General features: G+C 68.5%; 25 protein-coding genes. 15 read left to right on the plus strand and 10 right to left on the minus strand.

Translation table 11 applies throughout. The features are described from left to right. Positions 1-2 precede the first annotated feature (2 nt). From ACE3T2_RS02895 to ACE3T2_RS02910, 4 genes are all read left to right on the plus strand, one after another. Positions 3-812, plus strand: coding sequence for a phosphatase PAP2 family protein (locus tag ACE3T2_RS02895; RefSeq protein WP_374654506.1), 810 nt, complete (start codon positions 3-5; stop codon positions 810-812). A gap of 9 nt (positions 813-821) precedes the next feature. After that, positions 822-1,814: a glucokinase gene (gene glk, locus ACE3T2_RS02900; protein WP_374654508.1), complete on the plus strand. Its 993-nt coding sequence runs from the start codon at positions 822-824 to the stop codon at positions 1,812-1,814. A 124-nt stretch (positions 1,815-1,938) separates the two neighbouring features. Next, a complete protein-coding gene (locus ACE3T2_RS02905; protein ID WP_374654510.1) occupies positions 1,939-3,885 on the plus strand; it encodes a glycoside hydrolase family 3 protein in 1,947 nt (648 codons plus the stop codon). Between the two features lie 23 nt (positions 3,886-3,908). Beyond that, complete coding sequence (locus ACE3T2_RS02910; protein WP_374654512.1) at positions 3,909-5,183, plus strand: sugar MFS transporter; 1,275 nt, start codon at positions 3,909-3,911, stop codon at positions 5,181-5,183. Here the strand turns inward: ACE3T2_RS02910 and ACE3T2_RS02915 are convergent. From ACE3T2_RS02915 to ACE3T2_RS02935, 5 genes are all read right to left on the minus strand, one after another. Then, a complete protein-coding gene (locus ACE3T2_RS02915; protein ID WP_374654514.1) occupies positions 5,180-6,175 on the minus strand; it encodes a helix-turn-helix domain-containing protein in 996 nt (331 codons plus the stop codon). The genes ACE3T2_RS02910 and ACE3T2_RS02915 overlap by 4 nt on opposite strands. Before the next feature lie 83 nt (positions 6,176-6,258). After that, positions 6,259-7,029, minus strand: a complete 771-nt coding sequence (locus ACE3T2_RS02920) for a MoaF C-terminal domain-containing protein (RefSeq protein ID WP_374654516.1) — start codon at positions 7,027-7,029, stop codon at positions 6,259-6,261. A gap of 22 nt (positions 7,030-7,051) precedes the next feature. After that, complete coding sequence (locus ACE3T2_RS02925) at positions 7,052-7,840, minus strand: SDR family NAD(P)-dependent oxidoreductase (protein WP_374654518.1); 789 nt, start codon at positions 7,838-7,840, stop codon at positions 7,052-7,054. Then, on the minus strand, positions 7,830-9,080 hold the full coding sequence (locus ACE3T2_RS02930; RefSeq protein ID WP_374654520.1) for an MFS transporter: 1,251 nt from the start codon (positions 9,078-9,080) through the stop codon (positions 7,830-7,832). The genes ACE3T2_RS02925 and ACE3T2_RS02930 overlap by 11 nt, the downstream gene beginning before the upstream one ends. Next, positions 9,077-9,886, minus strand: coding sequence for a nuclear transport factor 2 family protein (locus tag ACE3T2_RS02935; protein WP_374654522.1), 810 nt, complete (start codon positions 9,884-9,886; stop codon positions 9,077-9,079). Before ACE3T2_RS02935 ends, ACE3T2_RS02930 begins: the two co-directional genes overlap by 4 nt. A 381-nt stretch (positions 9,887-10,267) precedes the next feature. Here ACE3T2_RS02935 and ACE3T2_RS02940 point away from each other — a divergent pair, with 381 nt between their 5' ends. Then, a complete protein-coding gene (locus ACE3T2_RS02940; RefSeq protein ID WP_374654524.1) occupies positions 10,268-11,818 on the plus strand; it encodes a S10 family peptidase in 1,551 nt (516 codons plus the stop codon). 115 nt (positions 11,819-11,933) lie between these two features. After that, positions 11,934-12,953 (plus strand): tRNA dihydrouridine(20/20a) synthase DusA, encoded by a 1,020-nt coding sequence (dusA, locus tag ACE3T2_RS02945; RefSeq protein WP_374654526.1) that lies wholly within the window; start codon positions 11,934-11,936, stop codon positions 12,951-12,953. Here the strand turns inward: dusA and ACE3T2_RS02950 are convergent. The 3 genes from ACE3T2_RS02950 to ACE3T2_RS02960 all read right to left on the minus strand — a co-directional run bounded on the left by ACE3T2_RS02950 (position 12,897) and on the right by ACE3T2_RS02960 (position 14,165). After that, positions 12,897-13,403, minus strand: a complete 507-nt coding sequence (locus ACE3T2_RS02950; RefSeq protein WP_374654528.1) for a TIGR02281 family clan AA aspartic protease — start codon at positions 13,401-13,403, stop codon at positions 12,897-12,899. The two genes, dusA and ACE3T2_RS02950, sit on opposite strands and share 57 nt — an antisense overlap. Before the next feature lie 119 nt (positions 13,404-13,522). Continuing rightward, complete coding sequence (locus ACE3T2_RS02955) at positions 13,523-13,741, minus strand: DUF1289 domain-containing protein (RefSeq protein ID WP_374654530.1); 219 nt, start codon at positions 13,739-13,741, stop codon at positions 13,523-13,525. A gap of 1 nt (position 13,742) precedes the next feature. After that, entirely contained in the window at positions 13,743-14,165 is a 423-nt protein-coding gene (locus ACE3T2_RS02960; protein WP_374654532.1) for a PaaI family thioesterase, read from the minus strand. Positions 14,166-14,340: 175 nt separating this feature from the next. Between ACE3T2_RS02960 and ACE3T2_RS02965 the strand changes: the two genes are divergently transcribed. Beyond that, positions 14,341-14,658 (plus strand): hypothetical protein, encoded by a 318-nt coding sequence (locus tag ACE3T2_RS02965; protein WP_374654534.1) that lies wholly within the window; start codon positions 14,341-14,343, stop codon positions 14,656-14,658. A 186-nt stretch (positions 14,659-14,844) separates the two neighbouring features. After that, on the plus strand, positions 14,845-16,302 hold the full coding sequence (locus ACE3T2_RS02970; RefSeq protein ID WP_374654536.1) for a phospholipase D-like domain-containing protein: 1,458 nt from the start codon (positions 14,845-14,847) through the stop codon (positions 16,300-16,302). Here ACE3T2_RS02970 and ACE3T2_RS02975 read toward each other — a convergent pair. Further along, positions 16,289-17,020, minus strand: a complete 732-nt coding sequence (locus tag ACE3T2_RS02975) for an endonuclease/exonuclease/phosphatase family protein (protein WP_374654538.1) — start codon at positions 17,018-17,020, stop codon at positions 16,289-16,291. The genes ACE3T2_RS02970 and ACE3T2_RS02975 overlap by 14 nt on opposite strands. 214 nt (positions 17,021-17,234) lie before the next feature. On the opposite strand from ACE3T2_RS02975, the gene ACE3T2_RS02980 reads away from it, so the two are divergent. The 5 genes from ACE3T2_RS02980 to ACE3T2_RS03000 all read left to right on the plus strand — a co-directional run bounded on the left by ACE3T2_RS02980 (position 17,235) and on the right by ACE3T2_RS03000 (position 22,045). Next, positions 17,235-18,437, plus strand: coding sequence for an acyl-CoA dehydrogenase family protein (locus ACE3T2_RS02980; protein ID WP_374654540.1), 1,203 nt, complete (start codon positions 17,235-17,237; stop codon positions 18,435-18,437). Positions 18,438-18,520: 83 nt separating this feature from the next. Then, positions 18,521-19,666 carry an acyl-CoA dehydrogenase family protein gene (locus ACE3T2_RS02985; RefSeq protein WP_374654542.1) on the plus strand — a complete coding sequence of 382 codons (1,146 nt, stop codon included), beginning with the start codon at positions 18,521-18,523 and terminating at the stop codon, positions 19,664-19,666. 177 nt (positions 19,667-19,843) lie between these two features. Further along, entirely contained in the window at positions 19,844-20,878 is a 1,035-nt protein-coding gene (locus tag ACE3T2_RS02990) for an aldo/keto reductase (protein WP_374654544.1), read from the plus strand. A gap of 83 nt (positions 20,879-20,961) precedes the next feature. Then, the gene (locus ACE3T2_RS02995; protein ID WP_374654546.1) at positions 20,962-21,387 is read left to right on the plus strand and encodes a VOC family protein; all 426 of its coding nucleotides are present in this window, start codon (positions 20,962-20,964) and stop codon (positions 21,385-21,387) included. Positions 21,388-21,454: 67 nt separating this feature from the next. Further along, positions 21,455-22,045 (plus strand): DUF3052 family protein, encoded by a 591-nt coding sequence (locus ACE3T2_RS03000; RefSeq protein ID WP_374654548.1) that lies wholly within the window; start codon positions 21,455-21,457, stop codon positions 22,043-22,045. Here ACE3T2_RS03000 and ACE3T2_RS03005 read toward each other — a convergent pair. Continuing rightward, positions 22,029-22,607, minus strand: coding sequence for a gamma carbonic anhydrase family protein (locus ACE3T2_RS03005; RefSeq protein ID WP_374654550.1), 579 nt, complete (start codon positions 22,605-22,607; stop codon positions 22,029-22,031). The genes ACE3T2_RS03000 and ACE3T2_RS03005 overlap by 17 nt on opposite strands. A 103-nt stretch (positions 22,608-22,710) precedes the next feature. Between ACE3T2_RS03005 and ACE3T2_RS03010 the strand changes: the two genes are divergently transcribed. Both ACE3T2_RS03010 and ACE3T2_RS03015 read left to right on the plus strand, forming a co-directional pair. Next, positions 22,711-23,604, plus strand: a complete 894-nt coding sequence (locus ACE3T2_RS03010) for a DMT family transporter (protein WP_374654552.1) — start codon at positions 22,711-22,713, stop codon at positions 23,602-23,604. Then, positions 23,601-24,326 (plus strand): N-acetylmuramoyl-L-alanine amidase, encoded by a 726-nt coding sequence (locus ACE3T2_RS03015; protein ID WP_374654554.1) that lies wholly within the window; start codon positions 23,601-23,603, stop codon positions 24,324-24,326. The genes ACE3T2_RS03010 and ACE3T2_RS03015 overlap by 4 nt, the downstream gene beginning before the upstream one ends. Positions 24,327-24,349: the final 23 nt, after the last annotated feature.

A 24,349-nucleotide genomic window follows, 5' to 3' on the forward strand; every position in this document is an offset into this window, starting at 1 on the left:
TCATGTCGAACCTGAACAAGTCACTGCGCGCGGGGGCGGTCGTCGCCGGGATCTCGGTCCTGGCCGGCGTCGCCCTGGCGGCCGGACCCGAGCCGGTCAAGTTTCCGACCCTGCCGAAGGGCTATCTGGCTCCCGGCGCCATCGACGCGGCGCGGATCGTCCCGCCGGCGCCCGTCGACGGCGATCCGCGCGACCAGATGGACCGGCGCGTGTTCCAGTCCACGCGCGCCCTGCAGGACGGTGACCGCTGGAAGCTGGCCACCCGCGACGTGGACATGTTTCCCGCCGGCATGATGGCCGCCTTCTCCTGTTCGGTAGGGGTGAAGCTCACCCCCGACAACGCGCCCAAGCTCGCGGGGATCATGACCCGCGTGCTGGGCGACTCGATGATCGCCAACGAGAGCGCCAAGCATCACTTCAAGCGCCTGCGGCCGTTCCAGATGGCTGAGGGCAAGATCTGCCAGCCCACCGCCCAGGTGGAGACCAGCTTCGACTATCCCTCAGGCCACACGGTCTGGGGCTGGTCCTGGGCGCTGATCCTGGCTGAACTGGCCCCCGACCGGGCCAGCGACATCCTGGCCCGCGGCCGCGCCTACGGGCAGAGCCGCGCCGTCTGCGGCGCGCACAACGCCAGCGCGGTCGAGGCGGGGGCCATCGTCGCCGCCAGCACCTTTGCGACCTTGCACGGTTCGCCCGAGTTCCGCGCCGACATGGACAGCGCCCGCGCCGAACTGGCCGAGTTGCGGGCCAAGGGCGAGGCGCCGGCGGCCTGCGACGCCGAGGCCGCCCTGGTCGCTCAATCGCCTTACTGACGAGCATCCATGCGCAGAGATCCCAGTTTCGCCCTTGTGGGCGACATCGGCGGCACCAATGCGCGGTTCGCCGTCGCCGACCTGCAGGGAGAGCGCCCGGCCGTCGTCCTGACCGGGGCCGTGCTCTGCCGCGATCACCCTAGCCTGCCGGACGCCGCTCAGGCGTTTCTGCAGCGCGCCGGGCTGGCTGCGCTGCCGGCTGTGGCGACCATGGCGGTCGCCGGACCCGTGGCCGACGGCGCCGCGCGCCTGACCAACGCAGCCTGGCATGTGTCCGAGGCCGAGCTCTTGTGTATGGGCTTTTCTCACGCCCGCCTCGTCAACGACTTCGAGGCGCTCGCGGTGGGGGTGGCCGACCTCGACGCAGGCGACAGCCGCGCGCTCGGCCCGGAGCTGCGCGGGCTTCCACAGGCGCCGGTCGCCATCACCGGCGCCGGGACGGGCTTCGGTCTGGCCGCCCTGGTCTGGGGGGACGGGGCGCGGCCGCAGGTCGTCTCCACCGAGGGGGGGCATGTCGGCTTCGCGCCGATCGACGAGACCGAGATCGAGATCCTGCGCGCCTTTGCCCGCCGCCACGGCCGGGTGTCGGTCGAGCGGCTGCTGTCGGGGCCGGGGCTCGTCGCGCTGCACCAGATCCTCGGCGACCTGATGGGGCGGAGCGTCGAGCCGGGCCTGACGCCCGAGGAGATCGTCGCGCTGGCGGGGCAGGGGGAAGGCCTCTGCAGCCAGGCCGTCGAGCGGTTCTGCGGTGTGTTCGGCTCAGTGGCCGGCGACATCGCGCTTACGCTCGGCGCGCGGGGCGGCGTCTATCTGGCCGGCGGTCTGACCGACGGCTTGGCAGACTGGCTGGTTCGCGGGCCGTTCCGCGAGCGGTTCGAGGCCAAGGGACGGCTCTCGCCCTATGTCGAGGCCATTCCTACGCGCCTGGTCGTGCAGCCGCATACGGCCCTGTTGGGCGCAGCCCGACTGGCTATGGCGCTCCAACCGCAAATGATTGTTTGACAACGTTACCAGGATCATGCGCTTTGCCCATGCGCCTTACCCGCGCAACTGGCGGGTCCCGGATCATGCCCCCGGGGCCCGCCGCCTTTGCGGGCGCACAACAACAAGAACGGGGAGGACGCCGATGAAGGCATATGGATGGACCCTGGCCGCCTTGGCCCTGGCCGCGGCGACGGCCGCACAGGGCGCCCAGCCGGAACTGGGCGCGCGCACCGCCCCGAAGCTGACGATCGACGGCCTGGCCTTCAAGGACCTCGACCGCAACGGCAAGCTCGACCCCTACGAGGACTGGCGGCTGACGCCCGCCGCCCGCGCCGACGACCTGATCGGCAGGATGACCTTGGAGGAGAAGGCCGGGGTCATGATGCACGGCACCTTGCCGGCGCCCGGCAACACCTTCGGATCGGGCGCGGCCTACGACCTGGCCGGCGCCGGCAAGCTGATTTCCGAAAACCACGTCTCGAGTTTCATCACGCGCCTGTCCGGCAGCGGGGCGGCCATCGCCGAGGAGAACAACAAGGTCCAAGCCTTGGCCGAGGCCAGCCGCCTGGGCGTGCCGGCGACCATCAGCACCGACCCGCGCAACCACTTCCAGCACACGGCCGGGGCTGGCGTCGATTCCAGCGGCTTCTCGCAATGGCCCGAGAGCCTCGGCTTCGCGGCCGTCGGCGACGACGCCCTGATGCGCCGCTTCGGCGAGGTCGCCCGCGCGGAGTATCGCGCCGCCGGCATCCACGTCGCCCTGTCGCCCCAGGCGGACCTGGCCACCGAGCCGCGCTGGTCGCGGATCACCGGCACCTTCGGCGAGGACGCCGACCTGGCCGGCCGCATGGTGCGGGCTTATGTCGCCGGCTTCCAGGCCGGGGAGACCGGCCTCACCAAGGACAGCGTCGTCGCGGTGGTGAAGCACTGGGTCGGTTACGGCGCGGCCAAGGACGGCTGGGACAGCCACAATCCCTACGGCCGCTACGCGACCTTCCCGGGCGGGAACTTCGCCTATCACGTCAAGCCGTTCGAGGGCGCGTTCGCGGCCAAGGCGGCCGGGATCATGCCGACCTATTCGATTCTCGAAGGCCTCAGCATCGACGGAAAGCCGGTCGAGCAGGTCGGGGCGGGATTCAACAAGTTCCTGCTGACCGACCTGCTGCGCGGCAAGTACGGCTTCACCGGGGTGATCGTCTCGGACTGGGCCATCACCAACGACTGCCCGGCCGCCTGCCGCGGCGAGTGGAAGCCCGGCCAGCCGCCGGTGATCGGCATGCCCTGGGGCGTCGACGACCTGACCGAGACCCAGCGCTTCGCCAAGGCGCTCGACGCTGGGGTCGACCAGTTCGGCGGCACCGAGAACAGCCGGCTGCTGGTCGATATCGTCAAGGCGGGCCAGGCGAGCGAGGCGCGCCTGGACCAGTCGGTCCGCCGCATCCTGATCCAGAAGTTCGAGCAGGGCCTGTTCGAGAACCCCTATGTCGATCCGGCCGCCGCCGCCCGCATCGTCGGCTCGCCGGCCTTCCGGGCCGAGGGCCGCGCCGCCCAGGCCCGTTCGCTGGTGCTGCTGGAGCGCAAGCCCGCCGCGCCGAAGTTCGCCGCGGGAACCCGCGTCTACCTGCACGGCGTCGACGCCGCTGCGGCCCGCGCCCACGGCCTGGTCGTGGTCGATGCGCCCGAGAGGGCGCAGGCCGCCATCATGCGCACCGGCGCGCCACACCAAGTCCTGCACCCGACCTACCTGTTCGGCCTGATGCAGCACGAGGGCGACCTCGACTTCAAGGACGGCGACAAGGACTACGAGGCGATCAAGGCGATCAGCGCCAAGGTTCCGACCGTGGTCAGCGTCTTCCTCGACCGGCCGGCCATCCTGACCGGCATCAAGGACCGCGCCGCCCTGCTGATCGGCGATTTCGGCGTCAGCGACGAGGCGCTGCTCGACGTGCTGACCGGAAAGGCCAGGGCCGAAGGCCGCCTGCCGTTCGAATTGCCGTCCTCGATGCTGGCGGTGAACGCCCAGGCGAGCGACAAACCTTATGACAGCAAGGAACCGCTCTATCGGTTCGGCTACCGGCTGGAGCCCTGACAATGGCGGGCGGAGGACATGACGTGGCGCAGCAGATGAACATCTCGGGAGCGCAGGCCGCCCCGGTCTCGGCCGGCGGGCGGGTGGTCGCCCTGGTGGTCTCGCTGTTCTTCGCCTGGGGGTTTGCGACCGTCCTGATCGACACCCTGATCCCGAAGCTGAAAGGGCTGTTCCAGCTCAACTACGCCGAGGCGATGCTGACTCAGTTCGCCTTCTTCCTCGGCTATCTGGTGTTCTCGATCCCGGCCAGCCTGCTGCTGGCGCGCATCGGCTACTTCCGCCAGATCGTCGTCGGTCTGGGCGTGATGGCGCTCGGCTGCCTGATGTTCGCCCCGGCCGCCCAGCTCGGGATCTATCCGGCCTTCCTGCTGGCCCTGTTCGTCATGGCCGCCGGCATCACCACCCTGCAGGTGGCGGCTAACCCGCTGATCGCCCTCCTGGGCACGGCCGAGACCTCGCACTCGCGCCTGAACCTGGCCCAGGCGTTCAATTCGCTGGGCACCACGGTGGGGCCGCTGTTCGGTGCGGCCCTGATCCTGAAAGGCGGGGTCGAGCATCCCGACGCCGCCAAGCTGGCGCCCGAGGTGCTCGAAGCCTATCGCAAGGCCGAGGCCCACGCCGTCCAGGCGCCGTTCGTCGGCATCGCCGCGGCTCTGCTTCTGCTGGCCTTGGTGTTCTGGTTTCTCCGCCGTTCGGCCGCCGCGCCCTCCGCAGCTCAGCAAGGGGCCGCCTTCAAGCTCTCGCTGCTGCGCCGGCCGCGGCTGGCGCTGGGGGCGGTGTCGATCTTCGTCTATGTCGGCGCGGAGGTCTCCATCGGCTCCCTGCTGGTCAGTTACCTGATGCAGGAAAAGACGTTGGGCGTCGTGGCCGCCACGGCCGGCCAACTGGTGGCCCTCTATTGGGGCGGGGCGATGGTCGGGCGCTTCATCGGCTCGGCGGTGATGCGCAAAGTTCCGGCAGGTCTGGTCCTCGCCGCCTGCGCGGTCGGGGCGGGCCTGCTGGCCTGTCTCTCGGCCGGGACGGTCGGGTTGGTCTCGGCGGTCGCAGTGCTGGCCATCGGCCTCTGCAACTCAGTGATGTTTCCGACCATTTTCACCCTGGCCATCGAAGGCCTGGGCGAGGACACGCCGCAGGGTTCGGGTCTGCTCTGCCTGGCCATCGTCGGCGGGGCGGTGGTGCCGGTGATCACCGGCATGGTCGCAGACCGCGCGGGTCTCAGCGTCGCCCTGCTGGCGCCCGCGCTCTGCTATGTCTGGATCGCCATCTACGGCGTCATCTCGCGTCGTTCGCCGGCCTAGCTCGGCGCGGCCGGGCTGCGGCGATGCTCCGAGGGGGAGACGCCATAGCGGTCGCGGAACGCGCGGGCGAAATAGGTCGTGTTGTTGAAGCCCCGCTCGTAGGCGATGGTCGAGATGGTCTTGGGAGCCTGGCGCGGATCGGCCAGGGCGGCGCGGCACGCCTCCAGGCGTTTGCGCAGGATCAGTTTGCCGATGGACTCTTCTTCGGCCGAAAAGATGCGGTGAAGATAGCGCGGCGATATCCGCAGTTCGGCCGCCAGCGAGGCCGGTGTGAGGTCGGGATCGAACAGCCGCGCCTCTATGTGGCGCTGGATGCGCAGCCGGTGCAGCACTTGGGCGCTTGAGCCCTCCGCCTGCGGACGCGCCTCCTGGAAAGCCGCCGAGATGAGGTCGCACAGCGCCTCGGCCGCCTTGGCCGTAGCGGTGGGGCCGGCTTCGGCCTCGCGGCTGTCCCACAGCAGGGCTGCGAAGCGCGAGGCCAGGCTGCTGGCCCCGCGGTCGCCGCGCATGTGCAGGTTGGTGAAGAGCTCGGGATTGGCCATCCGGCGACGCAGGCTCGCGGCCGGAATGCGCAGCACCAGCATGGTGTTGTCGTCGCTGAGGTCCAGGGCGCAGGGCTGAGCCAGATCACACAGCACGAAGTCCCCGGGGCGCAGCGTCACCTCGCGCCCCGCCTGGCGGTTCAGGCTGGTCCCGGTGCGCTGCAGGTGGATCAGATAGGCGGGGTCGGCGCCGCAGACGGGCAGGTGGGTGACATGGGCGCGGGTCGAGCGCGCCTCGACGAAGCCGACCTCCTGCATTTGAGCGGCTTCATAGGCGGCGTCGAACTCGGTCAGGCGGGGCGGCTCGACGCGCAATCCGGTCATGGCGCGCGACGCGTGCTCGTTCCAGAGAGCGACCCGGCGGTGGGCGGGCGCGTCCGAGGTGGAGAAGCGCGACAGCTCCGGGCCCGCATGGGCGCCGGCCTTGGCGAACCTCCTGGACTCCCTCATCGGCCGCGTCTCCGGCGTATCGTTGTGCAAGGCGTAGCACGCCGAACGCCGGTCGCAAGTATTTTAGTTTGGGTTCAAACCAGTCACACAGGCTCCACGTCCGGATAGAAGGTCTGCGACATCCGCTGCAGCGTGGCGCCGGCCGGATTGTTGGCGATGGCGCCGTCCCCGGTGATCCCCAGGAACTTGCCGGTCGACATCCTGTCCTCGAAGTTCAGGAAGAACACCGAGGCCACCGGGATCTTGAACTCGCGGAAGGTGAAGACATAGCGCCCTTCGGCGATCTTGTAGACGCTGGCCAGGTCGACGTCGCCATGGCCGCGCTGCTCGCCCTCCAGGCACTGCCAGCAATAGCGTTCCGAACTGAGATAGGTGTGCTCGTAAAGATGGTTGGGGCTGTAGCGGTAGTGGGCGCGCAGGCCGATCAGGTCGCGCGACGGCGCCGGCTCGGTCCCGCCCAGGGCGCCTTCGCCCAGGACGCCGGGCGAGAAGATCTGCGAAACCTGAGGCTGGCCCGGCGTCGGCTCCGGCGCGACGATCGACAGCACCGACAGGCTGCGCCGGTTGGCGAGGTCGAGGACCAGGGTGAGGGCCTCGCGCGGCCGGGAGCGGAAGGTGATATCGACCAGATAGGTGTCCGGCGCGACCAGGATCGCCTCGCCCCAGTCGGTGTCGCTGCCGTCCTCGCAGCGCCAGCGCACCTGGTCGCCGGCCACGAACTCCAGCTCCAGCACGTCGTCGGCGGTGGTGATCGTCAACGGCCGGCCGACCAGGGCGAAGGTGGTCGGCAGGCGGTTGGTGTCGATGCCGGCGGCGAAGTCCTCGTAGCGCTTCCAGCCGGTGGGCGTGCTCATGACGGGCGTTCCTGCGAAAGGGTCAGTGGGCGAAGGCCAGGGTGGGCAGGTCGACGGCCGAGGCTCCGCCGTCGATGACGACGGTCGATCCGGTCATCATCGAGGCCTCCTCGCTGGCCAGGAAGGCGATGACGTTGGCCACTTCTTCGGGCGTCGCCGGACGGCCCAGCGGCACGTCGGCGGTGACCATGGCGTAGGCGTCGGCGATGCTGGAGAGGCCATTGGCTGTAGCCAGGGCCTCCATCTGCTCGTCGGCCATGGCGGTGGCGACCCAGCCCGGGCAGACCGCGTTGGCCCGCACGCCCAGGCGGCCATAGTCGCGGGCGATCGAGCGGGTCAGGCCGATCAGGGCGTGCTTGGTGGTGACGTAGCCGGCCACGCCCGGCCCCGCGAACAGGCCCGCGATCGACGAGACCACCACGACCGCGCCGCGTCGAGCGATCAGCTCGGGCAGGCATTCGCGGGCGCTGACGAAGGCGGTGTTGAGGTTGGCGTGCAGGCTGTCGGCCCAGGCCGCGTCGGTGGTGTCCGCGGCCGGCCCCAGCCCATGGCCCCCCGCATTGGCGATCAGGATGTCGAGCCCGCCATAGGTCTCGCGCGCCAGGGCGACCGCGTCACGCATGCACGCCCCGTCCGCCGCGTCGCCGACGTGCGCCAGGGCGCCGATCGGGCCTGCAACCTCGTCCAGCAGCGCGCGGCGGCGGCCGATCAGGATCGCCTTGCCGCCCTCGCGCACGAGGCGCTGGGCGACCGCCGCCCCGATGCCGGTGCCGCCGCCGGTGATGATCGCGACCTTGTTCTCAAATCTCATGCGTACTGGTCTCCGGGTGAAGCGTCGCGCCGCGGCGGCGCAGGGCGGCGGGCGCGGTCTCGTCAAGGAATAGCGACAGAGCGCCGGCGACCGCGGCCCCGACGGTGCAGATCCAGAAGGGCGAGGCCGGGCCATAGGCGTCCGCCGCCACCCCGGCCAGGGTCGGAGCCAGAACGCCGCCGGCCAGCTCGCCTATGCCCATCACCAATCCCATGGCGGTGGCGAGGTAGCGGGCCGGCACGGTCTCGGCCGGGATGGTCGCCATGAACAGGGTGAAGCAGCCGGGGCCGGCGAAGGTCAGGGCCACGCCCGCCGCCAGGCTGATCGGGTCGTCCAGCAGGATCACCGACAGCGGCGTGCCCAGCGACAACAGGCAGAAGACCACCATCGCCGGCTTGCGGCCGATCCTGTCCGACAGCGCCGGGACCACGAAACCCCACACCACCTGGGCCGCGCCGATCACCGTCAGCACCATGGCCATCTGCTCGGGGCGGAAGCCCTTGCCTTGGACGAGATAGGTCGGGACGAAGGTGATGAAGACGATGAACCAGCTGACGAAGAAGCAGCTGATCGCCACCCCCAGCCAGACGTTCTTGAACTTCAGCGGTTCCAGGATGCGGTGGCGCTCACCGGCCGGGGAAGGGGCAGGGCGCGGCGCCTTGGGCTCGCGCACATAGCGCCAGATCAGCGCCGCCAGGATCAGGCCCGGAATGCACGAGACGTAGAACGAGGTGCGCCAGCCAAAGTGCTCGGCCACGCCCACGATCACCGGCGGGCCCAGCAGGCCGCCGATCAGGCCCACCGCCGAGCTTTGCAGCAGGCCCATGTTCATGCCGCGGCGGCTCTCGCTGGACTCGCTGACCATCAGCGCCTGGGCCAGCGGCAGCACCGGCCCCTCGGCCACGCCCATCAGCAGGCGGCAGGCCATCATGGTCGCAAAGCCGCCCGCCAGCCCGGACAGCAGCGAGGCGACCGAGAAGACGATCACCGTCGCCACCAGCAGCGGCTTGCGCGATCCCATGCGGTCGGACAGCGCCCCGATCGCCAGACCCGACAGCGCCCAGGTCAGGGCCAGCGCCGAGGCCAGCATCCCCAGGTGCGTATTGGTCAGGCCGAAGTCCCTGGCGATGAACGGGAACAGGAAGTTCAGCGCCTGGCGGTCGAAGAAGACGAAGCCGAAGGTGAAGAACAGCAGAACCAGCAGGCGGTTCTCGTAGCTGGCGATCCCGCGGGGGCTCATGGCTGGTTCCCCGCCTTGGTCGGCGCCGCGCCGCCGCGCGACGGGCACTTGGGCCAGGTGGTCTCAGCCAACGCCTTGGCGTTCAGGGCGCTGACGTCCACCGGCTTGCCGGTTACGGGGTTCGGATAGTGGAACGGCGGGTAGTAGATATTCGGATAGACGCCGGCCTTGTCGGTCGAGGGACGGTCCGCGCCAGGGCTCGTCCCGCTGCCGTCGCCGTTGATGCAGTCCAGCTGGCGGCCGCTCCAGCCCTCGTGGAAGGGCGTGTAGTAGGTCGGCCAGAACTTCAGCTTGCTGAACTTCCAGACCCCATCTTCCTTGACGTACTCGTTCTCGTAGACCCCGTCGGACCAGAAGCCCTCCAGCCCGCCGAAATTCTGCACCTGGACGATGGTGCGGTAGCGGGCCTTGGCGGTCTTGCCGTCGGGCGCCACGTCGACCACGCCCTGCACCTGGATGTGGTTGAACAGCACGCCTTTCTTCAGCCCGACCTTTCCGCCGCCCATCTGCTCCAGGAACATCCGGCGCACGCCGGCCTTGCCCTCGAACACGCCGCGCTGGTCCAGTTCGACGCTGGATGTCTCCGCGAACAGGTCGACGACCTGATCCCAGAGGTTCTTGTCGACATAGAACCCGTAGGCCCGCTGCAGGCGCTCGATGGCCTGGATGTCCTCCAGCCGCTGCAGGCGCGCCTCCTGGGCGGCGACCTGCTTGCGCAACTCGGCGTCGCCGCAGCCCGTGAGCGAGATGGCGGCCAGGGCGAGCGCGCCGAACGCGGCGGCGTGGGTCGTGGCGGGGCGGGACATCGGCGGCTCTCCTCGGCGACGGGCCGGCCCGGCGCGGGACGGGCGCACGGGCGACCTCCGGCGCGAGCGCCGGCCCTCCCTCGTTCCCCCTTCGCCCGAACGGGTGCCCCGTGCAGACGCCGCGCCGCCGCCTGAACTGAGCGTCCGGCTGGCTGGCGATTTCGGCGACGATAGAAGGCGGGTTCGCCGCTCGTGCGACCTGGAGCGACCTAATCATCCACCGGGACGGGCCGCCCGCCCCGAGCGGCGCACAACCGACGCCTGCATCTCCTCTTGAGCGCCGCGCCGGGCGCCTTAAGACAAGACGTCATGCGAGCTTCGGCATGGGACCCGCCGCGACCGGCGTGGACCGCCGGGGCGTCTTTGTCCTTTGGGGGCGTCATGACCATCATTCGAACGGCTGCATTCGTGGCCATGCTGGCGATCGCCGGCGCTGCGCAGGCTCAAGCCTCTGGCGACGCCGCCAAGGCCGAGAAGACCGAGAAGGGGGAAAAGGCCGCGCCGGCGGCTGAGCCGGTTCCGATCGTGTCGGTGACCCAGCACAGCGGCCGCTTCGGCGGGACCGCGATCAATTACACCGCCACCACCGGCGAGACCTTCCTTCGCGACAAGGACGGCGTGGCCAAGGCCGCCATCTTCTCCACAGCCTACGTCAAGTCCGGCCCGGTGGATCCCAACCGGCCGGTGACCTTCCTCTTCAACGGCGGGCCGGGCTCGGGCTCGGTTTGGCTGCACATGGGCGCGTTCGGACCCAAGCGGGTGGTCGTGCCGTCCGACGCCAAGGACGACGCCGCGCCGCCTTATCCGATCGTCGACAATCCGATGAGCCTGCTCGACGTCACCGACATCGTCTTCATCGATCCGGTCGGCACCGGCTTCAGCCGGGCGCTGGGCAAGACCGATCCGAAGGATTTCTGGGGCGTCACCGCCGACGCCAAGTCGGTGGCCCAGTTCATCCGCATCTGGCTGCGCGAAAACGGCCGCTGGAACGCGCCCAAGTACCTCGGCGGCGAAAGCTACGGCACCACCCGCAGCGCCGCGGTCGTGAACGAACTGGAGGGCGAATACAACGACGTCGCCCTGAACGGCGTGCTGCTGATCTCCACCATCCTCGACTTCGGCCTGCAGGCCGAGGTGCAGGGCAACGAGATGGCCTATGTCATCAACGTCCCCAGCATGGCCGCCACCGCCTGGTATCACAACCGCGTCGCCGACCGGCCGCAGGACGTGGCGGCCTTCGTGGAGGAGGCGCGCCTCTTCGCCACCACCGAATATACTTCGGCCCTGATCAAGGGCTCGAAGCTGCCGGCGGCCGAACGCGCGGCCGTCCGCAAGCGCCTGGCGCGCTTCACCGGCCTCTCCGAAGCCTTCCTCGATCGCGCCGACCTGCGCGTCAGCCCGGGCCGCTTCTACAAGGAGCTGCTGCGCGACAAGGGCCTGACCATCGGCCGCCTCGACAGCCGCTACACCGGCGTCGATTACGACACAGCGGGCGAGGAGCCGGACAACGACCCCAGCTTCTACGGCATCGACGGCGCCTACACCGCGGCCATGAACGCCTATGTGCGCGGCGACCTGAAGCTGAAGATCGACCGAGAATACGTCACCATCGGCGGCGTCGGCGACTGGGACTGGCGGATCGGCGGGCGCGATCAGAACGCCTATCTGAACGTCACCCCCTACCTCGCCAAGGCGATGCGCGAGAACAGCGGCCTGCGGGTCTTCGTCGGTCAGGGCTATTACGATTTCGCCACGCCGTTCTTCGGCGCCGAGTACGCCCTCAGCCGAACCGGCGTGCCGACCGACCGGATAACCTATTCGTACTACGACGCCGGTCACATGATGTACGTGCGCGAGGCCGACCTGGCCAAGCTGTCGGGCGACCTGCGCGCCTTCATCCGCGCCGGGGCGACCAAGCCGGCGGCGCGCTGACGGCGATGCGCCAGACGCGCCCCGCCTGGGGCGCGTCTGGCGTTGGGCTCGGACTTCGCCTACATACCCCGCGGCCGCGAAGGGCGCGCCGCGACCCGTAGGACATTGCGAAGAAGTGCAGCCGTTCCAATCCCATAGGCTCTCCGTAGCCCCCATGATGGACTGGACGGACCGGCATTGCCGCGTCCTGCACCGGACGCTGTCGTCGCGCGCGCTGCTCTATACCGAGATGCTGACCACCGGCGCGGTGCTGCACGGCGACCGCGCGCGGCTGCTCGCCTTCGACGCCGCCGAACATCCGGTGGCGCTGCAGCTGGGTGGCTCCGATCCCGCCGACCTGGCCGCTGCGGCCCGCATCGGCGAGGCCGAGGGCTATGATGAGATCAACCTCAATGTCGGCTGCCCCTCGGACCGGGTGCAGAGCGGCCGTTTCGGCGCCTGCCTGATGCGCGAGCCCGAACTGGTGGCCGAGTGCATGGCCGCCATCGGTGCGGCGGTGACGGTTCCGGCCACGGTCAAGTGCCGGATCGGCGTCGACGACCAGGATCCGGAGGAGAGCCTCTTCCGTCTCGTGGACCTCTGCGCCGCGGCCGGGGTGAAGACCTTCGTAGTCCATGCGCGCAAGGCCTGGCTGAAGGGCCTGTCGCCGAAGGAGAACCGTGACGTCCCGCCGCTCGACTATCCGCTGGTCCACCGTCTGAAGCGCGAGCGGCCGGACCTGACCATCGCCATCAACGGCGGACTCGGCTCGCTTGACGAGGCGCTGCCGCATCTTGAGGTCATGGACGGGGTCATGCTGGGCCGCGCCGCCTATCATACCCCGGCCCTGCTGGGTCAGGTCGATCGCCGGGTGTTCGGGGCGGGCGAGGACGTCAGTCCGTTCGAGGCGGTCGAGCGCTACAAGCCCTACATCCTGGCCGAACTGGCGCGCGGCACGCACCTGGCGGCCATGACCCGGCACATGCTGGGCCTGTTCCACGGCCTGCCGGGTGCGCGGGCCTGGCGGCGGGTGCTGACGGTCGAGGGCGTGAAGGCGGGCGCGGGGATCGAGGTGGTCGACGCCGCCCTCGGTGAGGTCCTAAGGGCGCAGGATGAGCGCCGTGCGCGTGGCCTCGAAGCTGGCCAGGCGGCCTAGATAGGTCATTCCCAGTAGCGAGGAGTCGAGGCCCTTCTCGATGACCAGGGCCTGGACGTCCGCCATGTGGGTGCCGGCGACGGAGACCTTGCCGAGGGTCACGGCCGCGGCGCGCGCTTCGCCCGAGGCGGTCATCACCTTGTAGGTGTAGGCCAGCTTGTCGGTGGCGATGCCCAGGCGCCGGGCGTCAGCGAGCGTCAGGGCCACGGCGCTGGCGCCGGTGTCGACCAGGAAGCGCACCCGCTCGCCGTTGACCTCGGCCTCGGCCCAGTAATGGCCGTCGCTGGCCTTGGCGATCGAAGCGGCTTGGCTGGGTGCGATCTGCGGGGCGACTGCGATCGCCGCGCGCAGCTGCGGCGTCTCTTCGCCGACTTGGAACGTCGAAACGGCTTGCGCTACGCCGACCGCCGAAACCGCGCCCATCAGCGCCAGAACCGCCAGCTTCAGCATGTCCACACCTCGTCGCCGGGCCGCGTACGGCCGAATTCGCCGTGGACCTTAGGCTCGGCTCGGTTTGCAAGCCGTGAATCAGAAATTGCTCAAACCCTAACTACGGCAAAGGTTTGTGGTTAAAACATCGCCAATTTTTCGGGGCGGATCCGGCTGCGGCGCGAGGGCAGTTCGGCCATGATCGCCTCGCGCTCGGCCTCGCTCAACCGCGCCCAGCCGGCGACCTCGGAGAGCTGCCGGTAGCAGCCCATGCACAGCCCGCTCTCGCCATCGACCACGCACACCTTCACGCAGGGCGTCTTGATCGGGGGCGGGGGGCGGCGAGGAGCGTCGGTCATGTCAGGGGATAGCGTAGGTGACGGTCGCCTGCGCCGCCAGCCGCTCGGGGCTTTCGGTCCAGAGCCGAACGTCGCAGACCGCGTTGCGCCGGCCCAGCCGTAGCATCTGCGCCTCGGCGTGGATGTCGCCGGGCTTGGCGCCCCGCAGGAAGTTCATGACCAGCGAACTGGTCACCGCCATCAACTGCTCGCCAACATGCGAGAGCACCAGGGCGTAGGCGGCCGTGTCGGCCAGTCCCATCAGCGTCGGCCCGGACACCAGTTCGCCGGGGCGCAGCATGGCCGGATGGTACTGACGGACCACCACCACGCGGCCGGGCTCCACGGTGGTGACGACCGGAAAGAGCACGTCCGAGCCTTCGGGGAAGGCGCGGCGAAGGAGGCTGTTGACGCCGTCGGCGTCCATCTGAAGCGTAAGCGACATGCTGGCCAAACTTGCTGTTTCGCGGGAACATTACAAGACGTTTATGTTCGTGAAGTAACAGCTATGTATCATGACTTTATTTTAATGCGCCAATACTGATTATTGCCGGGAATTCATTTGAGAATTGGAGGTGCGGCGAGCAGGTTTCGCACACTGATTGCGAGGGAGTAACGCCATGAAACTGATCGCCATTGCACTGACCGCCACGGGTCTGCTGGCCACTGCGGGAACCGCCGCCGCCGCCGTCAGCGATGTTGAGTTCCTGCGCGCCAGCCGCTGCCGCGGGTTGGCGGAGTCGGGCGTCGCGCAGGTCGACACCGCCGCCATGGACGCCTTCCTGAAGGCAGAGCAGCGCACCCGCACCACCTTCGTCGCCGATCGCGGCAAGGCCGAGTTCGACAAAGCCCGCCGCGAGGGCAAGACCGACAACGCCGAACGCAAGGCGCGCCTGACCGCCGAACTCAACGGGCCGTGCCAAGCCTACAAGGGATAAGTTTCGAGCCGCCTGTCTCTCAGGTCCGCCTTGGGCGTCCGGCTTTGCCGGGCGCCCTTTCTTTTTCGGTTTTGGGAGCGCGTCCGGCTTTGCCGGGCGCCCTTTTCTTTTCGCCGGCCACTCCCAAGGAACCCGGCTTGACCATAGGCTTTTGAGTCACGGGTTGTGGTTTGGGGCCAGTCGGCGATGGACTTGTTGAGGCCGGGCGAGACGTGCTGGCGAAAGGCCCATGCCGACAGGGCGGCGTTCCTGGTCGACACCGAGGCCTATTTCACCGCGGTCTTCGAGGCGCTGCGCAAGGCGCGCCATTCGGTGCTGCTGCTGGGTTGGGGTTTCGATCCTCGCGCGCGGCTGTTCCCCGATGGCTTCGACGGGCCGGCCGATCCGGACGAGGTCGGCCGCATCCTGGTGGCGCTGTCGCGGGCGCGGCCCGACCTCGACATCCGCTTGCTGATCTGGAAGTCGGCCCTGCCGATCGCAGCCAGCCAGCAGTTCTTCCCGCACAAGGCTCGCGCCTGGTTCCGAGGCACGGGCGTGAAGTTCTGGCTCGACGATCATGTGCCTTTCGGCGCCTGCCATCACCAGAAGGTGCTGGTGATCGACGACGCCGTGGCTTTCTGCGGCGGCGGCGACATCAGCGTCGACCGCTGGGACACGCCGGGCCACCTGGAACACGACCCACGGCGCATCATGCCCGACCAGCATCACCACGCCCCGCGCCACGAGGTGATGATGATGGTCGACGGGGAAGCCGCCGCTCGCCTGGGCGATCTGGCGCGCGAGCGTTGGCGGCGCGCGACGGGCGAGGCTCTGCCGGTCCCCCCGCCGGTCAGCGAAGACCCCTGGCCGGCCCATATTCCGGCCCATCTCCAGAACCTGGATGTCGCTATCGCCCGCACCGAGCCCGAGTGGGACAAGCGCCCCGGCGTGCACGAAATCCGACGCCTGACGCTGGACTCCATCATGGCCGCGCGCTCGACGATCTATCTGGAGAACCAGTATTTCGCCTCGCCGCTCTACGCCGCGGCCCTGGCCCAGCGCCTGGGCGAGCCTGACGGCCCCGAAGTGGTGCTGATCTCCACCGGGCAGAGCCCCAGCTGGTTCGACCAACTGACCATGGATCGGGCGCGTTCCAACATGCTCTGGCGGCTGCGCTCGGCGGACATCTTCGGGCGGTTCAGGGCCTGGTATCCGACGACGCCCAAGGGCACGAAGATCATCGTCCATTCCAAGGTCACCGTGATCGACGACAAGATCGCCCGCGTCGGCTCGGCCAATCTCAACAACCGTTCGGGCGGCTTCGATACTGAGGCGGAACTGGCGGTCGAGGCCCGCGACGAAGTCGAGGAGATGGCTGTCGCGGCCTTGCGCGACCGGCTGATCGGCCACTTCGTCGGCTGCACCGGCGACGCCGTCGCCAAGGCCCGCGCCGAGCGCGGCGGCCTGATCGCCGCCATCGACTTCCTCAATCGCGAGGGGCGGCTGTCACCGATCCTGCCGATGAAGCAGACGCCGCTGGGGGAGATCATCGCCACCTATCATCTGGGCGACCCTTATGGCGTCGGCGACTCCTGGCGCGCCAACCGCCGCCGCGACCTGCTCTATCCGGGCAATCCGCTCCAGACCCGCTTCAGGCCACGCTGAAGTCCATCACCAGCGGCAGATGGTCGGACGCTACCCGCGTCAGCGGATCGAAGGGGGTGAACACGTCCTCGACCACGATCTCGGGGCTGACGAAGATGTGGTCGATGCGCAGCACCGGCAGGGCCGAAGGAAAGGTCGAGGTCGGCGACTTGACCGGCGCCAGCCGCCGCGCCGCCTCCAGCCGCGTGTTCAAGGTGCGATAGACCACCGAGCTGCCGGTGGCGTTGAAGTCGCCGAGCAGGATCGTCGGTCCGTGCCGCATCGGGTGCTGCAGCCAGGCTGGGCCGGCCAGGCAGGACGCCTGGAGCTGCTGCTCCTTCGGCACGAGGCCCAGATGGGTGTTCATCACCTGCACCGGTCGTCCCTCGATTTCGACCGAGATCCAAAGGGCGCCGCGCGGCTCCAGCTTCGGGATCGGCGCGTAGCCGGGCAGGGGCCCGGTCTGAATGATCCGCTCGGGATAGGCGGTCAGGATGGCGTCGCCATAGAGCTCCTCCTCGACCCGCAGGGCCGGGTGGAAGTGGAAGGCCATCTTCAGGCGCTGGGCGATCTGGTGGGCCTGGTCGACCCCGCCGGTCCGCGCGCGGCCGACGTCCAGCTCCTGCAGGGCCACGATGTCCGGCTCGAGCCTGGCGATGACCTCGGCGACCCGTCCGACGTCCAGCCTGCGGTCCGTGCCGACGCAGCGATGGACGTTGTAGGTGAGGATGCGAGGCATGGGGTTCAGCGATGCACGCCGCACGCTTGCGGCGCAACAGGGCCAACGCTGGCGCACGGCGAAGGTTCGTCCCTTCCGGCCACGACTCGCATATATGAACCGCGATAAGTTGAAGTGACGCGAACGTAAACGTCATCTTCACATCGGGCGCGCGCTCGCCTATGGTCCGCGCCAACGAAATACGCTGTAAATGCTCGCACCAGGGAGCCGCTCCATGAACCTCGACTTTGCGCCCGAAGACGCCGCCTTCCGCGAGGAGGCCCGCACCTTCATCGCCCAGAACTATCCCAAGGAGCTGCGCGAGAAGCAGAACCGTGGCGAGGAGCTGAACAAGGAGGACTATCTCTCCTGGCACCGCATCCTGGCCAAGAAGGGCTGGTCGACGCCGTCGTGGCCGGTCGAGTTCGGCGGCACCGGCTGGACGCCCACCCAGAAGTACATCTGGTCGGAGGAGCAGGCCCGCGCCGACACCATCGGCATCTTGCCCTTCGGCGTCTCCATGCTGGCCCCGGTGATCTACACCTTTGGCACCCAAGAGCAGAAAGAGAAGTTCCTGCCGGGCATCCGCGACGGCCTCGTCTGGTGGTGCCAGGGCTATTCCGAGCCGGGCGCCGGCTCCGACCTCGCCTCGCTGAAGACCAAGGCCGAGCGCGTCACCGGCGACGACGGCAAGGAGTACTACATCGTCAACGGCCAGAAGACCTGGACCACGCTCGGTCAGCACGCCGACTGGGGCTTCTTCCTGGTCCGCACCGACCCGGACGCCAAGCCGCAGTCGGGCATCTCCTTCCTGCTGATCGATATGAAGACCCCGGGCATCGAGGTCCGCCGCATCACCACCCTGGAGGGCGGTCATGAGGTCAACGACGTCTTCCTCGACAACGTGAAGGTGCCGGTCGAGAACCGCGTATTCCACGAAAACCAGGGCTGGACCTGCGCCAAGGCGCTGCTCGCCCACGAGCGCACCGGCATCGCCGGCGTCGCCCGCTCCAAGCGCGGCCTGGAGAAGGTGCGCGAGATCGCCTCCACCGAGCTGTCGGACGCGGGCGGCAAGCTGCTGGCGGACCCGTTCTTCAAGCGCAAGGTCGCCGAGCTCGAGATCGACCTGACCGCGCTGGAGTTCACCGAACTGCGCACCCTGGCCGGTGAAAGCAGCGGCAAGGGCCCGGGCCCGGAAAGCTCGATCCTCAAGATCAAGGGCACCGAGATCCAGCAGCGCCTGACCGAGCTGGTGCTCGAAGCGGTGGGCCATTACGGCGCGCCCTACCTGCGCGACCTCGGGCACAACACCAACATCGGCCCGGACTACGCCGACGGGGCCGCGGGCCATTACTTCAACGTCCGCAAGACCTCGATCTACGGCGGGTCCAACGAGATCCAGCGCAACATCATCGCCAAGATGGTGCTGGGCCTCTAAGCCGCTATCGTCTTAAGTCATAACAAGTCTGTTTCCCGCTCCGGCTCTGGCGGCCGGGGTGGGGCATTGCACGGGGAAACCAGATGGATTTCAGCTTCACCGAAGAACAGTCGATGCTGCGCGACACGGTCGCGAGCTATCTGGCCGACCACTACAGCTTCGAACAGCGCCGCGACGCTCTGAAGGCCGAGCCGGGCTGGCGTCCGAACGTCTGGAAGGCCTTTGCGGAAGAGCTGGGCATCCTGGGCGCGCCGTTCGCCGAGGATCTGGGCGGTCTGGGCGGCGGCTCGACCGAGAACATGGTCATCATGGAAGAGCTGGGTAAGTCCCTGGTGGTCGAGCCCTATCTCGGCACCGTGGTGATCGGCGGCGGCTTCCTGAAGCATTCGGGCTACGCTGGCGCGGCCGACCTGATCGGCGGCATCATCGGCGGCGAGACGATCATCGCTTTCGCCTACGCCGAACCGCAGGGCCGCTACACGTGGCAGGACCTGAAGACCACGGCGAAGAAGGAAGGCTCCGGCTACGTGATCAACGGCCACAAGGCCGTGGTGATCGGCGCGCCCTACGCCACCCACCTGATCGTCACCGCCCGCACCGGCGGCGGACAGCGTGACGCCCAGGGCGTCTCGGTGTTCATCGTGCCGAAGAACGCGCCGGGCGTGACCACCCGCGACTATCCGACGGTCGACGGCTTCCGCGCTTCGGAAGTGACCTTCGAGAACGTCTCGGTCGGCGCCGACGCCCTGATCGGCGACGAAGGCGGCGGTCTGCCGCTGGTCGAGAAGGTGATCGACGAAGCCGTCGTCGCCACCTGCGCCGAGGCCTGCGGCGTGTTCCGCAAGCTGCACGAAGGCACGCTGGAATACACCAAGCAGCGCAAGCAGTTCGGCCAGCCGATCAGTCAGTTCCAGGTTCTGCAGCACCGCATGGTCGACATGTTCATCAACCTCGAGCAGTCGATCTCGATGACCTACATGGCCAACATCAAGCTGGCCGATAGCGACATCGAGCGGGCGAAGGGCGCCTCGGCGGCCAAGGTGCAGATCGGCAAGGCGGCCAAGTTCATCGGCCAGAACGCCATCCAACTGCACGGCGGCATGGGGATGACCGATGAAATGGCCATCGGTCACTACTTCAAGCGCGCCACCATGATCGAAAGCGCCTTCGGCTCGGTCGATCACCATCTGGCCCGTTACGAGAACCTCAGCCTGGGCGCCGCCGCCTGATCTGAATCTCGCTCGTTCCCGCGAAAGCCGGGACTTGGAATGGCGCTCCGGCCACGCTGGAGCGCCGTTTTTTCGCTACACTGTGCCCATCAGGCACAGATCCTTGTCCACCCTCACCCCTAATTCCCAAGTCTCGCAGCCGCCATCTTCATGCCTCACCGGCAAGGAGAGCCAGACATGGAATACCGCAATCTCGGCGCATCGGGTCTGAAGGTCCCGGCCCTCAGCTTCGGAGCGGGCACGTTCGGCGGCCAGGGACCGCTGTTCAGCGCCTGGGGCGACACCGACACCGCGGCGGCGCGCCGTTTGATCGAGATCTGCCTCGAGGCGGGGGTGAATCTGTTCGACACCGCCGACGTCTATTCGAGCGGGGCGTCGGAAGAGATCCTCGGGGCGGCGCTGCAGGGCCTGCGCGATCAGGCGCTGATTTCGACCAAGCTGGGGCTGCCGATGGGCGAGGGGGCCAACGAGGCAGGCTCCTCGCGCTTTCGTCTGGTCCGCGGCGTCGAGGCGGCGCTGAAGCGGCTGAAGACCGACCGCATCGACCTCTTGCAACTGCACGCCTTCGATGCGGCGACGCCGGTCGAGGAGACCCTGGCCGTGCTCGACGATCTCATGCGGGCGGGGAAGGTGCTCTATGTCGGCGCCTCGAATTTCTCGGGCTGGCAGTTGATGAAGTCGCTGGCCGCCGCCGACCGCCATGGTTGGCCGCGCTATGTCGCCAATCAGGCCTACTATTCGCTGATCGGCCGCGACTACGAATGGGAGTTGATGCCGCTGGGCCTCGACCAGGGCGTCGGCGCCATGGTCTGGAGCCCGCTCGGCTGGGGGCGCCTGACCGGCAAAATCCGCCGCGGCCAGCCGCTGCCTCAGGTCAGCCGCCTGCACGAAAGCGCCGACTTCGGCCCGCCGGTGGACGACGAGCGGTTGTTCGACGTGGTCGACGCCCTGGACGTGGTCGCCGCCGAAATCGGCAAGACCATCCCGCAGGTCGCCATCGCCTGGTTGCTGTCACGCCCGACCGTATCCAGCGTCATCATCGGCGCGCGCAACGAGAGCCAGCTGCGCGACAACCTCGGCGCGGTCGGCTGGTCGCTGACGCCGGATCAGGTCGCCCGGCTCGATGCGGCCAGCGCCGTCACGCCGGCCTATCCTTACTATCCGTACTGGCGCGAGGGCGGCTTCAAGACGGTGAACCCGCCGTCGGTGTGAGCGTCGCGATAAATTCGCATGGGGTTGTCGGGACGGCGGGAGGCTCTTCGTCCTAGGATCACGCAACCCTGGAGGACCACCCCATGCGAATGATCTTCGTGAACCTGCCTGTGAAGGATATCCCCGCCTCACGCCGCTTCTTCGGCGCCCTGGGCTACGCGTTCAACGAGCAGTTCTCCAACGAGAGCGCCGCCTGCATGGTGGTCGATCAGAATATCTTCGTCATGCTGCTGGCCCACGAGCGCTTCAAGGACTTTATCAATGGCGAAATCAGCGACGCCAGCAAGGCGACCGAGGTGCTGACCTGCCTGTCGGCCGACAGCCGCGCCGAGATCGACGACGTCCTCGCCAAGGCCCTGGCCGCCGGCGCCAAGCCTTGGAAGCCCAATACGGACATGGGGCCGATGTACGGCTGCAGCTTCCAGGATCTCGACGGCCACGTCTGGGAATACATGTACATGGACATGGCCGCGATCGGCGACGCCATGCCGGAGGCGGCCACCGCCTAGTCGACATCTTTCCGTCCGCTCATCCTGGCCTTCGCCGGGATGAGCGGGGCGCTGGGGAGGGCGGCCTATGGGCAAGGATGCGGAGGTTCGGGCGAAGTTCGCTGACGGCCCGGACGAGGGCCGGCTGCAGTACGAGCCGGGTAAACTGCTGTTCCGCGGCGCTCAGCGGCGCGCCTTCCGGGGCGACGAGCTCAATGGCGTCCGCGCTGAGGGCGGAGACCTCGTCCTCGCCGACGGCTCGCGGTTCGCGCTGGGCGAAAAGGCGGCGGCCAGTTGGGCCGCAGCGATCCTCAATCCCAGGGGGCGGCTCGACAAGCTGGGCGTGAAGGCCGGCATGCGCGTCGCGGTCCTGGGCGTTGTCGACGATGCCTTCACGGGCGAGCTAGCCGGCCGCGGGGTCAAGCCCGTCACCGACCTGGCCGATCTCGATCTGCTCTTCTATGCGGCCGACAGCGCCGGCGAGCTCGCGCGCATCGGCGATCTCGTCCCAGCTCTCGCCGACAAAGGCGCGCTATGGGTCGTCTCGCGCAAGGGCAAGGCGGCGAGCCTCAAGGACGTCGAGGTCATGGCCGCGGCCAAGCTCGTCGGTCTGGTCGACAGCAAGGTGGTCGGTTTCTCCGAGACCCTGACCGCGCTTCGCTTCACCCGCCGGAGGTAAGCCGCGCGTGCTCGGCGGCCATCTCGGCCCGGAAGCTCTCCTTGGACCACAGCCGATAGTCGCCCTGCGCATAGGCCTGGGCGTTGCGCCAGTAGAGGAAGGCGTTCATCCGGTTGGCGATGGCGTTGTCGCGCGTCTTCGTCACCGCGCCAGGTGCGCCCATTACGATGGAGTTCGGCGGGATCACCGTACCTTCCTTCAGGAAGGCGCCGCCCGCCACGATCGAGCCGGCCCCGATCACGCAACCGTCCATGATCGTCGCTCCGATGCCGATCAGGCAGTCATCGCCGATGTCGCAGCCGTGCAGCGTCACGTGGTGGGTGATCGAGCAGTTGGCGCCGACGAGGGTCGGAGTGCTTGAGCCGACGTGGATCATCACGAAGTCCTGGATGTTGGTCCGTCGCCCGATCGCCACCTTCTGGCTTTCGGCGCGCACCACCACGTTGCACCAGACCGAGGCCTCCTCGGCGATCTCCACCGCTCCGAATATCCGCGCCGATGGATCGATCCACGCCGACCCGCGGTCGACGACCTCGGGGCCGAGGAAGGGGGCGGCGGTCATGCACAGGCTCCTACTGGTGACGGGCGGCCACAATCGGGGATTTCCCAAGCGTCAGACAAGGCATGGGGTTGCCAAACCCGTCCGACCGCGCCTAACCCCTGCCATGGCGCTTCGCGACTTCGCCTTGCTGGTCTTTGTCTGCCTGCTCTGGGCGGCCAACAACATCGTCTCGAAGTTCGTCGTCGCCTATCTCCATGCCCCGCCGCTTATCTATGCCGCTCTGCGCTTCGCTCTCGTCGCGCTGGCGGTCTTCCCCTGGCTACGGCCTGCGCCGCGTCCGCTCTGGCGGCTGCTGATAATTGCGGTCTGCATGGGCGCCGGCTCCTTCGCCTTTATGTTCATCGCGCTGAAGACCATCAGCCCTTCGTCCTCGGCGATCGTCGCCCAGCTGATGGTGCCGACCACGACCCTGCTGTCCTTCCTGATGCTCGGCGAGCGGCTCAGCCGCCGGCGGCTGCTGGGCATGGGCATGACGCTGGCCGGCGCCCTGTTGGTGATGTGGGATCCGCACGGCCTGACCATCGCCACTGGGCTGCTGTTCGCCCTGGCCTCGGTGATCGCCGGGTCGCTGGGGGCGGTGATGATGAAGCAGATGGAAGGGGTGAAGCCCCTGACCTTCCAGGCCTGGGTCGGGCTCGCCTCGTTCGCCGTCCTGGCGCCGCTGTCGGCCCTGACCGAACCGGGCGCGGTCAGCAAGGTGATCGAGATCGGCTGGCCGTTCTGGGGCGCGGTGGTTTTCTCGGCCCTGGTGGTGTCGGTGTTCGGCCACACTGCCTACTACTGGCTGATCCAACGCTACGAGGCCAACCTGATCTCGCCGTTGACCCTGATGACCCCCCTGGCCACCATCGGCCTCGGAGTCGTCATCACCAACGACCCCTTCGACGCCCGCATGGCCGTCGGCGCCGCGGTGGCGCTGGCGGGCGTGCTGATCATCGCCATGAGGCCCAACCAGATCATGCTCGTGCTGCTCAACCTCCGGAACCGGGCGCGATGACCTATATCGAGGCGCCGTCTCCGAACTTCGATGAGCGCAAGGTTCCGCCGGACATCGTCGTCCTGCATTACACCGGCATGCGCACCGGCGAGGAGGCGCTGGCGCGCCTGCGCGATCCGGAGGCCAAGGTCTCGTCCCACTACCTGGTCGAAGAAGACGGCCGCGTCTTCCGCCTGGTGCCGGAGGAGCGCCGCGCCTGGCACGCCGGCAGATCGTTCTGGAAGGGCGAAACCGACATCAACGGCCGCTCGATCGGCGTCGAGATCGTCAATCCGGGCCACGAGTTCGGCTACCGGCCGTTCCCGAAGGCGCAGATCGCGGCGGTGATCGCCCTGTTGGCCGACATCCGCAGCCGCTGGATGATCGACGACTCCCGCGTTCTCGGCCATTCCGACGTCGCGCCTGAGCGCAAGGACGACCCGGGCGAACTCTTTCCCTGGAAGGATCTCGCCGCCGCCGGCCACGGCCTTTGGGTTGAACCGGACGCTGCGCCTGGCTTGCCGCTGAAGGAAGGCGAGGAGGGAGCCGGGGTGTTCGCCCTCCAGGCGGGCCTGACCCGACTGGGCTATGACAGCGCCCCGTCCGGCAAGTACGACGCTGCCACCGCCGCCATCGTGCGCGCGTTCCAGCGTCATTGGCGCCCGGAGAAGGTCGACGGGATCGCCGACGGCATGACCCGCGCCCGCCTCATCGCCCTGCTTCGCGCGGCCGCGGGCGCTTGACGTAGCGCCTCCGCGCCGTCAGC

This window comes from Phenylobacterium sp. (genome assembly GCF_041919955.1).
In the GTDB taxonomy this organism is placed as follows: domain Bacteria; phylum Pseudomonadota; class Alphaproteobacteria; order Caulobacterales; family Caulobacteraceae; genus Phenylobacterium.

Excerpts from the sequence above, each read along its gene's own strand:
- ACE3T2_RS02965 (WP_374654534.1), top strand. The coding sequence starts at position 14,341 with ATGAAACTGATCGCCATTGCACTGACCGCCACGGGTCTGCTGGCCACT.
- ACE3T2_RS02990 (WP_374654544.1), top strand. The coding sequence starts at position 19,844 with ATGGAATACCGCAATCTCGGCGCATCGGGTCTGAAGGTCCCGGCCCTC.
- ACE3T2_RS02950 (WP_374654528.1), bottom strand. The coding sequence starts at position 13,403 with ATGCTGAAGCTGGCGGTTCTGGCGCTGATGGGCGCGGTTTCGGCGGTC.
- ACE3T2_RS02925 (WP_374654518.1), bottom strand. The coding sequence starts at position 7,840 with ATGAGATTTGAGAACAAGGTCGCGATCATCACCGGCGGCGGCACCGGC.
- ACE3T2_RS02970 (WP_374654536.1), top strand. The coding sequence starts at position 14,845 with ATGGACTTGTTGAGGCCGGGCGAGACGTGCTGGCGAAAGGCCCATGCC.
- ACE3T2_RS02985 (WP_374654542.1), top strand. The coding sequence starts at position 18,521 with ATGGATTTCAGCTTCACCGAAGAACAGTCGATGCTGCGCGACACGGTC.
- ACE3T2_RS03010 (WP_374654552.1), top strand. The coding sequence starts at position 22,711 with ATGGCGCTTCGCGACTTCGCCTTGCTGGTCTTTGTCTGCCTGCTCTGG.
- glk (WP_374654508.1), top strand. The coding sequence starts at position 822 with ATGCGCAGAGATCCCAGTTTCGCCCTTGTGGGCGACATCGGCGGCACC.
- ACE3T2_RS02975 (WP_374654538.1), bottom strand. The coding sequence starts at position 17,020 with ATGCCTCGCATCCTCACCTACAACGTCCATCGCTGCGTCGGCACGGAC.
- ACE3T2_RS02905 (WP_374654510.1), top strand. The coding sequence starts at position 1,939 with ATGAAGGCATATGGATGGACCCTGGCCGCCTTGGCCCTGGCCGCGGCG.
- ACE3T2_RS02960 (WP_374654532.1), bottom strand. The coding sequence starts at position 14,165 with ATGTCGCTTACGCTTCAGATGGACGCCGACGGCGTCAACAGCCTCCTT.
- ACE3T2_RS02955 (WP_374654530.1), bottom strand. The coding sequence starts at position 13,741 with ATGACCGACGCTCCTCGCCGCCCCCCGCCCCCGATCAAGACGCCCTGC.
- ACE3T2_RS03015 (WP_374654554.1), top strand. The coding sequence starts at position 23,601 with ATGACCTATATCGAGGCGCCGTCTCCGAACTTCGATGAGCGCAAGGTT.
- ACE3T2_RS03000 (WP_374654548.1), top strand. The coding sequence starts at position 21,455 with ATGGGCAAGGATGCGGAGGTTCGGGCGAAGTTCGCTGACGGCCCGGAC.
- ACE3T2_RS02995 (WP_374654546.1), top strand. The coding sequence starts at position 20,962 with ATGCGAATGATCTTCGTGAACCTGCCTGTGAAGGATATCCCCGCCTCA.
- ACE3T2_RS02895 (WP_374654506.1), top strand. The coding sequence starts at position 3 with ATGTCGAACCTGAACAAGTCACTGCGCGCGGGGGCGGTCGTCGCCGGG.
- ACE3T2_RS02940 (WP_374654524.1), top strand. The coding sequence starts at position 10,268 with ATGACCATCATTCGAACGGCTGCATTCGTGGCCATGCTGGCGATCGCC.
- ACE3T2_RS02920 (WP_374654516.1), bottom strand. The coding sequence starts at position 7,029 with ATGAGCACGCCCACCGGCTGGAAGCGCTACGAGGACTTCGCCGCCGGC.
- ACE3T2_RS02930 (WP_374654520.1), bottom strand. The coding sequence starts at position 9,080 with ATGAGCCCCCGCGGGATCGCCAGCTACGAGAACCGCCTGCTGGTTCTG.
- ACE3T2_RS02935 (WP_374654522.1), bottom strand. The coding sequence starts at position 9,886 with ATGTCCCGCCCCGCCACGACCCACGCCGCCGCGTTCGGCGCGCTCGCC.
- ACE3T2_RS03005 (WP_374654550.1), bottom strand. The coding sequence starts at position 22,607 with ATGACCGCCGCCCCCTTCCTCGGCCCCGAGGTCGTCGACCGCGGGTCG.
- ACE3T2_RS02980 (WP_374654540.1), top strand. The coding sequence starts at position 17,235 with ATGAACCTCGACTTTGCGCCCGAAGACGCCGCCTTCCGCGAGGAGGCC.
- ACE3T2_RS02915 (WP_374654514.1), bottom strand. The coding sequence starts at position 6,175 with ATGAGGGAGTCCAGGAGGTTCGCCAAGGCCGGCGCCCATGCGGGCCCG.